The sequence below is a fragment of the Luteimonas rhizosphaerae genome, from assembly GCF_002849595.1.
Lineage (GTDB): Bacteria > Pseudomonadota > Gammaproteobacteria > Xanthomonadales > Xanthomonadaceae > Luteimonas > Luteimonas cellulosilyticus.
Map to the genome: position 1 here is coordinate 208,416 of NZ_NRQR01000018.1, position 10,104 is coordinate 218,519.

Annotated in this window: 13 protein-coding genes; 4 read left to right on the top strand and 9 right to left on the bottom strand. The window is 70.4% G+C overall.

What is annotated here, in order from left to right; genetic code table 11:
• Positions 1–4: 4 nt before the first annotated feature.
• Positions 5–643 carry a hypothetical protein gene (locus tag CJ022_RS09415; protein WP_101926388.1) on the bottom strand — a complete coding sequence of 213 codons (639 nt, stop codon included), beginning with the start codon at positions 641–643 and terminating at the stop codon, positions 5–7.
• Positions 644–763: 120 nt separating this feature from the next.
• Here CJ022_RS09415 and CJ022_RS09420 point away from each other — a divergent pair, with 120 nt between their 5' ends.
• On the top strand, positions 764–1,582 hold the full coding sequence (locus CJ022_RS09420) for an SDR family oxidoreductase (protein WP_101926389.1): 819 nt from the start codon (positions 764–766) through the stop codon (positions 1,580–1,582).
• Between the two features lie 19 nt (positions 1,583–1,601).
• Here CJ022_RS09420 and rrtA read toward each other — a convergent pair whose 3' ends face one another.
• Entirely contained in the window at positions 1,602–2,111 is a 510-nt protein-coding gene (gene rrtA / locus CJ022_RS09425; RefSeq protein WP_143703928.1) for a rhombosortase, read from the bottom strand.
• Positions 2,112–2,128: 17 nt separating this feature from the next.
• Positions 2,129–3,013 (bottom strand): rhombotarget lipoprotein, encoded by an 885-nt coding sequence (gene rhlP, locus CJ022_RS09430; RefSeq protein ID WP_101926391.1) that lies wholly within the window; start codon positions 3,011–3,013, stop codon positions 2,129–2,131.
• Positions 3,014–3,252: 239 nt separating this feature from the next.
• On the opposite strand from rhlP, the gene CJ022_RS09435 reads away from it, so the two are divergent.
• Both CJ022_RS09435 and CJ022_RS09440 read left to right on the top strand, forming a co-directional pair.
• Positions 3,253–4,500 (top strand): acetylornithine transaminase, encoded by a 1,248-nt coding sequence (locus CJ022_RS09435; RefSeq protein WP_101926392.1) that lies wholly within the window; start codon positions 3,253–3,255, stop codon positions 4,498–4,500.
• Between the two features lie 71 nt (positions 4,501–4,571).
• Positions 4,572–4,832 carry an HIT domain-containing protein gene (locus tag CJ022_RS09440; protein ID WP_233198668.1) on the top strand — a complete coding sequence of 87 codons (261 nt, stop codon included), beginning with the start codon at positions 4,572–4,574 and terminating at the stop codon, positions 4,830–4,832.
• Here CJ022_RS09440 and CJ022_RS09445 read toward each other — a convergent pair.
• The 4 genes from CJ022_RS09445 to thiE are packed head-to-tail and all read right to left on the bottom strand — an operon-like array spanning position 4,817 to position 8,318.
• On the bottom strand, positions 4,817–5,437 hold the full coding sequence (locus CJ022_RS09445) for an HAD family hydrolase (RefSeq protein ID WP_101926393.1): 621 nt from the start codon (positions 5,435–5,437) through the stop codon (positions 4,817–4,819). The two genes, CJ022_RS09440 and CJ022_RS09445, sit on opposite strands and share 16 nt — an antisense overlap.
• Positions 5,434–6,330, bottom strand: coding sequence for an ion transporter (locus CJ022_RS09450; protein WP_101926394.1), 897 nt, complete (start codon positions 6,328–6,330; stop codon positions 5,434–5,436). The genes CJ022_RS09445 and CJ022_RS09450 overlap by 4 nt, the downstream gene beginning before the upstream one ends.
• On the bottom strand, positions 6,327–7,622 hold the full coding sequence (hemL, locus tag CJ022_RS09455; protein WP_101926395.1) for a glutamate-1-semialdehyde 2,1-aminomutase: 1,296 nt from the start codon (positions 7,620–7,622) through the stop codon (positions 6,327–6,329). Before hemL ends, CJ022_RS09450 begins: the two co-directional genes overlap by 4 nt.
• Positions 7,623–7,673: 51 nt before the next feature.
• Positions 7,674–8,318, bottom strand: coding sequence for a thiamine phosphate synthase (gene thiE / locus CJ022_RS09460; RefSeq protein WP_101926396.1), 645 nt, complete (start codon positions 8,316–8,318; stop codon positions 7,674–7,676).
• Positions 8,319–8,391: 73 nt separating this feature from the next.
• On the opposite strand from thiE, the gene CJ022_RS09465 reads away from it, so the two are divergent.
• Positions 8,392–8,583: a rubredoxin gene (locus CJ022_RS09465; protein WP_101926397.1), complete on the top strand. Its 192-nt coding sequence runs from the start codon at positions 8,392–8,394 to the stop codon at positions 8,581–8,583.
• A gap of 16 nt (positions 8,584–8,599) precedes the next feature.
• Here CJ022_RS09465 and CJ022_RS09470 read toward each other — a convergent pair whose 3' ends face one another.
• Positions 8,600–9,439, bottom strand: a complete 840-nt coding sequence (locus tag CJ022_RS09470; protein ID WP_233198669.1) for a SirB1 family protein — start codon at positions 9,437–9,439, stop codon at positions 8,600–8,602.
• Between the two features lie 46 nt (positions 9,440–9,485).
• Complete coding sequence (locus CJ022_RS09475) at positions 9,486–9,935, bottom strand: DUF192 domain-containing protein (protein WP_101926399.1); 450 nt, start codon at positions 9,933–9,935, stop codon at positions 9,486–9,488.
• Positions 9,936–10,104: the final 169 nt, after the last annotated feature.

The window sequence follows — 10,104 nt, forward strand, 5'->3', positions numbered from 1 at the left end:
CGGCTCACTCGATGCCGATGACCCGGCGCCCGCTGAAACGCCGCGCCTCGTCGAAGTCGTAACCCATCCGCAACGTGCCGACATCGGCGCATGCGCGGCAGGTCCGCATCGGCGTGACGAACAGCAGGCGCACGCCGCCGCCAGCCAGCGCTTCGCTGCCGTCAGGCTGGGCCGGCGCGACGGGACTCGCATCCGGATGCGCACGACGGAACGCGACGAGATCCTGGCGCCCGGTGTCGACATCGGCCAGCGGGTCGTCGTCGACGTCGATGACGCGCCCGGCGGCGTCGACCAGCCAGGTGCCCTGGTTGGTGTTGGCGCGGAAGGGATACTCGGGCGTCGCGATGCCGACGCCGTCCGACTCGCGCCACGCCGCGATGTAACCCGCATCGCCGCGATCGGCCACGCGCGCGTTCGCGGCCAGCGCGGCCGGCGTCGCCTCCGCATCGCGCATCGTGGTGCGCAGGCACTCTTCGACCGGCACGTCGCCGGTACGGCAGGCCGTGACGTCGCCGCGCCACACCGCATCGGGGCCGAGCGGCAGCGCGGTGTCGAACGCGCCCGCCGTCTCCGGCACGATCGCGGGCGGTGCATTGCAAGCGGTCAACGCGAGCAGCAGCAGGATGCAGGCAGCACGTGGCATCGGTCGATCCGGGCGGGACGGCCGTCCAGTATTGCCGCTGCGACTGAATCCCGCCTGCAGCGGCGGGCTGCGCGCCGCGCCGCATAATGCCCGGCCATCCGCAGACTCCGGAGCGATCGCATGTCGACCCTGGCCGGCAAGACCCTCTTCATCACTGGCGCCTCGCGTGGCATCGGCCTGGCGATCGCCGAACGCGCTGCGCGCGATGGCGCCAACGTCGCGATCGCCGCCAAATCCGAGGTCGCCAATCCCAAGCTCCCCGGCACGATCCACAGCGCCGCGCGCGCGGTCGACGCTGCGGGCGGCCGCGGTCTGGCGCTCCGGTGCGACATCCGCGAGGAAGACCAGGTGCACGCCGCGGTCACCGCGACCGTCGAGGCCTTCGGCGGCATCGACATCCTCGTCAACAACGCCAGCGCGATCTGGCTGCGCGGCACGCTCGACACGCCGATGAAGCGCTTCGACCTGATGCAGCAGGTCAACGCGCGTGGCAGCTTCCTGTGCGCGCAGGCCTGCCTGCCGCATCTGTTGAAGGCGCCGGACCCGCACATCCTCACCCTGTGCCCGCCGCCGTCGCTCGATCCCAAATGGTGGGCGCCGCACACCGGGTACACGCTGGCGAAGATGGGCATGAGCTTCGTCACGCTGGGGCTCGCGGCCGAGTTCGGACCGCAGGGCGTCGCGGTCAACGCACTGTGGCCGCGCACGCTGATCGGCACCGACGCACTGAACATGATTCCCGGCGTCGAGCGCGGCAATGGCCGCAACCCGACGATCATGGGCGACGCCGCGCATGCGGTCCTGGTCCGCGACGCCGCCGGCTTCCATGGCCGCTTCCTGATCGACGACGACGTGCTGGCCGAAGCCGGCATCACCGATCTCGACGCCTACGCGCTCGATCCCACGCAGCCGCTGCTGCCAGACCTGTTCCTGGACTGATCCGCGCGCAACGCGCGCATCAATGGGCCGGCCGGTGCCGCGCGCGCCGCGCAACCGGCAGCGCCAGCGCGGCGCCGACGAGTGCGCCGGCCAGATGTGCGGCATGGATCACCGGAAACGCGGACGCCTCCGCGGCCGGCGCCCAGTGCTCCCAGACGAGCTTGCCGGCCAGCAACAGGGCACCGATCGCCGCGACACGGCCGCCACGGCGCAACAGCAGCCAGGCTGCCCCGCCGTGCAGCAGCCCTGACAGACCGGCGTACCACTGCAGGTCGGGTATGGCGAGCAGCAGCCCGGCCGCAGTCAGCGGCATCATCGACAGCGACGCGACCAGCAGCGGGCGCAGCTGTCGCATGCGCGCGGCGATCAGCGTCATCAGCACCAGCGCGACCAGGTTGATCGCGGCGTGGCGCAGGTCCAGATGCATCCAGTGGCCACTCCACAGCCGCCACAGCTGGCCGGCGAGCACCGCGTCGCGGTCCAGCACCAGGGCGTCGAACACGCGCGCCTGCAGCATGGACGGCGACACGGCGTCAGGCCGGGCGATCAGCCCCGGCGCCGCGCCGCGAGCAGCAGCGCGAGCGCGCCGAGCAGCGCGCCCAGTTCCCACAATCCGAGGCTGCCGCCGCCACCGCGGCCGCGCCAGCTACTGCCCGAACGGCGGTCGACCAGCTTCACCTGGCCCTCTTCGCGTACGCGCGTGCTGAAATCGGCGATCGCCACGTCGAGGTTCGTGCTCATGTCGTCCATCGCGGCCTGGAAGCCCTCGCGTCCGAGACGCTCGCGGGTGTCCCCGACGCGGATCGCGGTGGAACCCGCGTCGCGCTGGTCCTGGCCGGGCGCGCGCAGCAGCAGCGTGCGCGAGGCCACGTCGAACACCGTCGTCTCGACGAAGGTGCTGACCTGGTTGCGCGTCGCCGGCACGGTGTACGCGCCGATGATGGTCCAGTAGAGAAACGAGGCGGCGGTCTCGCCGGTATCGGCAACCTGGTCGTAGGACACCAGCGCGACGATATCCACACCCTGCAGGCGGGCGATCTGCTCGAGGTTGTCGAAGCCACCCTTCGGGCGCAGGTAGGTGTCGGGGATGATCTCGATGCGGTCGATGAAGGGCTGGGCCTTGAACGTGTCCCGCACCTTCACCAGCAACTGCTGGCGATCGGCGGCGGTCAGGCCGGCCGGCTCGCGCGTCGACGGCACGAACATCAGGCCCACGCGGGCGGGCAGCCGCACTTCCGGCACGCCCTCCTGCGCCGGCTCGAACCGGGTGCCGGCGGGATACAGATAGTCGACCACGCTGCTTGAGACACCGGCGCGGTGGGTGGGGCCGTCGAAGAACGAGGCGCATCCGCCCAGCGCGGCGAGCGTAACAACGAAGGCGACGCAGCGGAGCGTGCGGCGGGCGGTGGCGGAGATCGGGTGCGTGTCCATACGGGTCCTTGGGTCGGGCGTCCGCCAACAGCGGACGCAGGACTATAGCGGGCCGGTCGCGGGATGCCGACGGGGCTGCCGCGCGCAGTGGCAGTCTTGCGGAGCGTTCGGCCGCACGCGCGCGGGCGTGCGGCGCGGCGCTATCGCAGGCAGTCCGCGCGCTGTCGTTGGCGGCACGGGCGGGTGGCCCGATAATGCGGACGCCGGCGACCGCCTGCGCTTCCGATGGACCCGACCCCATGACTGCCTCCCTGCCGCCAACCGGCCACGCCGCCGATCTCATCGCTCTCGCCCAGCGTCACGTGCTGCCGGTCTACCGGCCGCGCGAGCTCGTGCTCGAGCGCGGCGATGGCGCCCGCGTCTGGGACAGCGAAGGCCGCGAGTACGTCGATCTGTCGGCCGGCATCGCCGTTTGCGGCCTGGGCCACAACGATCCCGATCTCGTGGCTGCACTGGTCGAACAGGCCGGCAAGCTGTGGCACACCAGCAACGTGTTCTTCAGCGAACCGCCGCTGCGGCTGGCGGCCGAACTGGTCGCCGCCAGCGGTTTCGCCACGCGCACCTTCCTGTGCAATTCCGGCGCCGAAGCCAATGAGGCGGCGATCAAGCTCGTGCGCAAGTGGGCCACCGCGCAGGGCCGCAGCCCGGATCGCCGCGTCATCGTGACTGCGCGCGGCAGCTTCCACGGCCGCACGCTGGCCGCGGTCACCGCGACCGCGCAGCCCAAGTACCAGGCTGGCTACGAGCCGCTGCCCGGCGGCTTCCGCTACGTCGACTTCAACGACATCGCCCAGCTCGACGCCGCGATGGCCGACGGCGATGTTGCTGCGGTGATGCTTGAGCCCGTGCAGGGCGAAGGCGGCGTCATGCCGGCCGCCGATGGGTATCTCGCTGCGGTGCGCGCGCTGTGCGATCGCCATGACGCGCTGCTGGTGCTCGACGAGATCCAGTGCGGCATGGGCCGCACCGGCACGCTGTTCGCGCATCCCCAGGATGGTGTCGTGCCCGACATCGTCACGCTGGCCAAGGCGCTCGGCGGCGGCTTCCCGATCGGCGCGTTGCTGGCCGGCCCGAAGGTCGCCGAGGCGATGCAGTTCGGCGATCACGGCACCACCTTCGGCGGCAACCCGCTCGCCGCGGCGGTCGCGCGCGTCGCGCTGCGCAAGCTGGCCTCGCCGGAAATCGCTGCCAACGTGACGCGTCAGTCACGTGCGCTACGCGATGGTCTCGCCGCGCTCGATGCCGAGTTCGACCTGTTCTCCGAAGTCCGCGGCCGCGGCCTCATGCTCGGCGCCGTGCTGCGTCCCGAGCATGCCGGCAAGGCGGCGACGATCCTCGATCATGCCGCGCTTCATGGCCTGCTGATGCTGCAGGCCGGCCCCGACGTGCTGCGGTTCGTGCCGGCGCTGAACATCACCGACGCCGACATCGCCGACGGCCTGGCACGATTGCGCGCGGCGATCGTCGATGTCCTCGCCGCCGGCTGAGTCCGCCGCGGACGGCTGCGCGTTCTGCGCGATCCTCGCCGGCACGCTGCCCGCGAGCTTCGTCTACGAGGATGCGCAGGTGGTCGCCCCGCATCGCACGCGCGGCCGATGCGGTCTTCGCACCCGACGGCCTCAACCTGTGGCAATCCAACCGCGAGGCCGGCGGGCAGGAAGTGCCGCACGTGCATCTGCACGTGCAACCGCGCAAAACGGGTGACGGCCTGCTGCGGATCTATCCGGACGCGCCGCCAGCGCCACCGGCACGCGCCGTCCTCGACGCGCTCGCGACGACGTTGCGCGCCGCGCTCGACAGGCCTCAGGCCAGCCCGTAGCGACGCAACACCGTCCGCATCGAACGCGCATCGATCACCGTCTCGGCGTGCAGGCCGGCGGCACGCGCGCCCTGTACGTTGACGAACACGTCGTCGACGAACAACGTGTGCTGCGCGGGCACGTCGAAGTGTACGAGTGCCCGGTCGAAGGTCGCGCGTTCGGGCTTGCGTGCACCGAGCGCGCCGCTGCACAGCACGCGCCCCTCCAGCGCCGGGAACAGCGGCGCGACGATGCGCCGGATCGCGTCCGCCATCAGTGCGCCGTTGTTGGTCAGCACGCCGATCGGCAGACGCGCGGCGACGCCCGTGGCCAGCGCGAGGACGGCCGGGTCGACGCGGCTGCCGGCGATGCGCGCGTCGATCCACGTGTCGGCATCGAGGTTGCGGCCAAGCCCCGTTCCGAGTTCCTGCAGATAGGCCGACGTCGTGAGCAGGCCGCTGTCGTAGGCACGCTCCAGTCCGGAGTCGAACAGGGTGGCCGCGACCTGCGCCGGCGCGCAGCCTGCGGACTGCGCCAGGGCCGCGATCCGCGCATGGCGGTCGTAGTGCGCCAGCACGCCGTCGAAGTCGAACACCACCAGCCGCAGCGGCGGCGGCGTTCTCACGGCGCGGATTCTTCCTGCGGCAGGCCGGTGCCGCAGCGGCGGCAATGCCAGGCTTCCTGTTCGTGGTCCCGCAGCCCGCATTCGGGGCAGCGCACGTTGCGGCGTTTCGGGCGCAGCGTACTGGCGAGCTCGGCGGTGTAGATGCCGGTGGGGACCGCGATGATGCTGTAGCCGATCAGGATCAGGATCGACGTGATGAAGCGGCCGAGTGGCGTGCCGGGCGAAATGTCGCCGAAGCCCACGGTGCCCATCGTCACCACGGCCCAGTACATGCCGGTGGGAATGCTGGTGAATCCGTGCTCGGGACCTTCGATGACGTACATCAGCGCGCCGAAGATGACGACGATCGTGATCAGCGCGGACACGAAGACCAGGATCTTGCGCCGGCTGCGGGCCAGCGCGGTGATCAGCACGCCGGCCTCGCTGGAGTACTGCACCAGTTTGAGCACGCGGAACACGCGCAGCAGCCGCAGCACCCGGATCACCAGCAGGTACTGGCTGCCCGCGAAGAGCAGCGAGAGGTAGCTCGGCAGGATCGCCAGCAGATCGATGACACCGAAGAAGCTGGTCGCGTAGCGCATCGGGCGGCGCACCGCCCACAGCCGCAATGCGTACTCGATGGTGAAGACGATCGTGAACGCCCACTCGGCCGCGACCAGCGCGCCGTGCCAGCGCGCCTTGATCGACGGCTCGCTGTCGAGCAGCACGACGATCACGCTGACGACGATCGCGACAATCAGTGCGATGTCGAAATTGCGTTCGCCGGCGGTCTCGTGGTGGAACAGCAACCGGTACATCCGGTTGCGCAGGCCGTCGGGACAGGCGGGCCGCAGGTCGCGTTCGAACGGACTCGCGCTCTGGTCCGCCCCGTCGTCCCGCGGCCCGTCGCTCATGTGCCGGCGACCCCGGCGAAGGCATCGCGCGCCGAGGCCAGCGTCGCGTCGATGACCTCCGGCCCGTGCGCGGACGACATGAAGCCGGCCTCGTAGGCCGACGGCGCGAGGAACACGCCGCGTTCCCGCATCGCGTGGAAGAACCGGTTGAACGCCGCGCTGTCGCACGCGATCGCCTGCGCGTAGGTGTCCACGTCGGTCGCGTCGGTGAAGAACAGGCCGAACATGCCGCCGACGCGCGTCGTCGTGAACGGCACGCCGGCGGCGCGCGCGGCCGCTTCGAGACCGTCGCACAGACGGTTCGTGCTGTCCTCGAGCGCGTCGTGGAAGCCCGGCGCGGACACCAGATCCAGCATCGCCAGGCCGGCCGCCATCGCCACCGGATTGCCGCTGAGCGTGCCGGCCTGGTAGATCGGCCCGGCCGGGGCGATCTGCTCCATCAACGCGCGGCTGCCGCCATAGGCGCCGACCGGCATGCCGCCGCCGATGATCTTGCCGAAGGTGCTGATGTCCGGCATCACGCCGTAACGCGCCTGCGCGCCGCCGAGCGCGACGCGGAAGCCGGTCATCACTTCGTCGAAGATCAGCAGTGCGCCGTGGCGCGAGCACAGGGTGCGCAGATGCTGCAGATAGCCCGCGCGCGGCGGCAGACAGTTGGCGTTGCCCACGACCGGCTCGATGATCATGCCGGCGATCTGGTCGCCGGCCTTGTCGAACAGCGCGGTCGCGGCGTCGAAATCGTTGTAGGGCAGGGTCAGCGTCAGATCCGCGAGCGCCTTCGGCACGCCCGGCGACGTCGGCACGCCGAACGTCAGCGCACCGCTGCCGGCCTTCACCAGGAAGGAATCGCCGTGGCCGTGATAGCAGCCTTCGAACTTGACGATGCAGCTGCGCCCGGTCGCGCCGCGCGCGAGGCGGATCGCCGACAGCGTGGCCTCGGTGCCGGAGTTGACCATGCGCACCATCTCGCACGACGGGATCAGCGCGGTCAGGCGTTCGGCCATCGTGACCTCGGCCGCGCAGGGCGCACCGAACGACAGGCCGTCGCCGATCGCGCGCTTGACCGCCTGCCGCACCTCGGCATGGTTATGGCCGACGATCATCGGTCCCCAGGACCCCACGTAATCGATGTAGCGGTTGCCGTCGACATCGAACAGGTAGGGACCATCCGCGCGCTGCACGAAGAACGGCTCGCCGCCGACCGACTTGAAGGCGCGGACCGGCGAATTGACGCCGCCGGGCAGCAGCGCCTTGGCGCGCTGGAACAGGGCTTGGGACTGGGACGATTCCATCGGAACTCCAACAGGAAGGGGCGGCACACGCGGCGTGCCGCCAGGCGGCGCTCAGATGTCGGCAGCGTCGAAACAGGCGCGGTAGGCGCGCGCGGCGGCGGGGGGATCCCGGGCGTCGAAGACGCCGCTGACCACGGCGACGAGATCGGCGCCCGCGGCCACCAGGCTGCGTGCATTGTCCGGGGTGATGCCGCCGATCGCCACCCGCGGCACGCCGAGCGTGGCGGCGTCGGCCAGCAGCGCGGGCGACGCGCGGCGCGCCAGCGGCTTGGTGGGCGACGCGAAGAATGCGCCGAACGCGACGTAGCCCGCGCCGGCGACGACCGCCGCGCGCGCCAGGGCGCCGTCGTCGTAGCAGGAGGCGCCCAGCAGCGCAGCCGGACCCAGTGCCGTGCGCGCCTCGGTCAGGGCCCCATCGTGCTCGCCCAGATGCGCGCCATCGGCGCCGAGCGCGGCCGCCAGGCGCCAGTCGTCGTTGACCAGCAGCGGGACGCCGGCAGCCCGGCACAGCGGCAGCAGCGCCTCGACCTGGGCGCGTCGCAGCGCCGCATCGGCCTGTTTGTTGCGGTACTGCAGCCATGTCGCCTGCGGCAGGACCGCGGCGACCCGTTCCAGCAGGCGGGCCGTGTCGGCGTCGTCCGGCGTCAGCAGGTACAAGCCGCGGGGAGGCGACGCATCAGGAGTGGGGGACGACATGGGCGTGGGTTCCGGTACGGGAGCGGGGGTGGGACAATGCAGCGCTCCCGCTTCCGCTGCCCCGGCATTATCGATGAACGAGTCCACCCAGCAGGCCGCCTTCCGCACGTGGATGTGTGTCGTCTGCGGTTTCATCTACGACGAAGCGGACGGCATCCCCGACGAAGGCATCGCACCGGGCACGCGCTGGGAAGACGTGCCCGAGACCTGGACCTGTCCGGATTGCGGTGTCACCAAGGACGATTTCGAGATGATGGCGCTCTGAGTCGCGTCGTGGCGGCTCAATGCCGCCGTGCGACCGCGCGTCCGCTTTCGATCAGCTGGGCCCGCACCTGCGCTGCGTCGTCGGCGTCGGGATGGCGCATCAGATAGCGCCCCAGATCCTCGCGCGCACCGGGTAGATAGCCCAGCTGCAGATACCCCTGGCCGCGATCCCGTAGCGCGTCGGGAGCGTCCGGCACCAGCTTCAGGACGCGATCCGCGCAGCGCACCGCGCGCATCCAGTCGCCCTGTTCGCGGTAGGCGCCGTGCAGGTTGCGCAGCATGCGCGCCAGCATGGTCCGGTGCGACGCGGGATGCAGGATCTGCGACAGCACGTCGTCGTCGGGCACATCGCCGCCGAGGTGGGGCCGGGCGCGGTCGCGCAGCTCGTCGATGTCCAGCGGCCGTCCATTGTTGAAGGGATCCATGATCAGCATCCCGTCGTCGACCGGCAGACGGACCAGGAAATGGCCGGGAAACGAGATGCCGTCGAGCGGCACGCCGAGCCGGCGCGCGACTTCCATCTGGATGGTCGCCAGCGAGATCGGATTGCCGCGCCGCCGGTCGAACACCTCGTTGAGATAACTGTTGCGCGGATCGTAGTAGGCGTCGTGATCGCCGGTATAGCCGAGCTCGTCGAACAGGTGCCGGTTGATCGCCTGCATCTTCAGCGGCGAATACGCGATCGCGTCGACTTCGACGGCCAGGTGCGCCGCGTGCGCGTCCAGCACGGCGTCGTAGTGGCCGGGATCGAGGTCGGGATATTCGTCCTGCGCGATCAGCAGCGCGACCTGCAGCAGCGGCAGTGCATCGTCGTCGACGCCTGCCAGCGCATTCCAGTCGGGTCGTGCGGTGCTCATGAGCATGAGCCTGCCGCGCGGCCTGAACGGGTGCAAGTCGAACGCGTCATTCCGTGGCCGGGATGTTCGACAGTTCGAGGAGCGCGCCATCCTGCAGATCGATCCGCCGGGCTTCGCCTGCATTGAGCTCGAGCACGTAGCGCGCCGGCGCGCGGCTCGGATAGACGGGGCAGCGGTCGCCACCGGAACACGGCGGCACGTCGCGCTGCTGCGACACGAGGCGCAGTGCCTCGTCGAAGTACAGGATGTCGAGCGCGATGCGCGTGTTCTTCATCCAGTAGGCCAGCGGCGCTTCGGCGTCGTGGATGAAGAGCATGCCGTGGCCGTCGTCGAGGCGGTCGCGGAACATCAGGCCGCGCGCACGTGTTTCGTCGGTATTGGCGATTTCCACGACATAGCGCTGCCCGGCCAGTTCGACGGACGGTGCGTTGGAGGCGCAGGCAGGCAGCAGAAGTGGGAGCAGCAGACAGAGGAGCGCGACGCGGAACTGACGCATTCGGGATGACCTGTAGTGGGGAAACGAGGAGAGGAACACCATCGTGACGCGGCTCGCGAGCGTCAAGCGCAAGTCATCGAAAAAAAGCTTTGCGAATTCGATGTTGCCATGCACAATGCGCGCCCCGCTGAGGCGAACCGGTTGACTGGTGGCGCGGCGGGGTTCGAAA

Coding starts and splice junctions, on each gene's coding strand:
- CJ022_RS09415 (WP_101926388.1), bottom strand. CDS start 643: ATGCCACGTGCTGCCTGCATCCTGCTGCTGCTCGCGTTGACCGCTTGC.
- CJ022_RS09420 (WP_101926389.1), top strand. CDS start 764: ATGTCGACCCTGGCCGGCAAGACCCTCTTCATCACTGGCGCCTCGCGT.
- rhlP (WP_101926391.1), bottom strand. CDS start 3,013: ATGGACACGCACCCGATCTCCGCCACCGCCCGCCGCACGCTCCGCTGC.
- CJ022_RS09435 (WP_101926392.1), top strand. CDS start 3,253: ATGACTGCCTCCCTGCCGCCAACCGGCCACGCCGCCGATCTCATCGCT.
- CJ022_RS09440 (WP_233198668.1), top strand. CDS start 4,572: ATGCGCAGGTGGTCGCCCCGCATCGCACGCGCGGCCGATGCGGTCTTC.
- CJ022_RS09450 (WP_101926394.1), bottom strand. CDS start 6,330: ATGAGCGACGGGCCGCGGGACGACGGGGCGGACCAGAGCGCGAGTCCG.
- hemL (WP_101926395.1), bottom strand. CDS start 7,622: ATGGAATCGTCCCAGTCCCAAGCCCTGTTCCAGCGCGCCAAGGCGCTG.
- thiE (WP_101926396.1), bottom strand. CDS start 8,318: ATGTCGTCCCCCACTCCTGATGCGTCGCCTCCCCGCGGCTTGTACCTG.
- CJ022_RS09465 (WP_101926397.1), top strand. CDS start 8,392: ATGAACGAGTCCACCCAGCAGGCCGCCTTCCGCACGTGGATGTGTGTC.
- CJ022_RS09470 (WP_233198669.1), bottom strand. CDS start 9,439: ATGAGCACCGCACGACCCGACTGGAATGCGCTGGCAGGCGTCGACGAC.
- CJ022_RS09475 (WP_101926399.1), bottom strand. CDS start 9,935: ATGCGTCAGTTCCGCGTCGCGCTCCTCTGTCTGCTGCTCCCACTTCTG.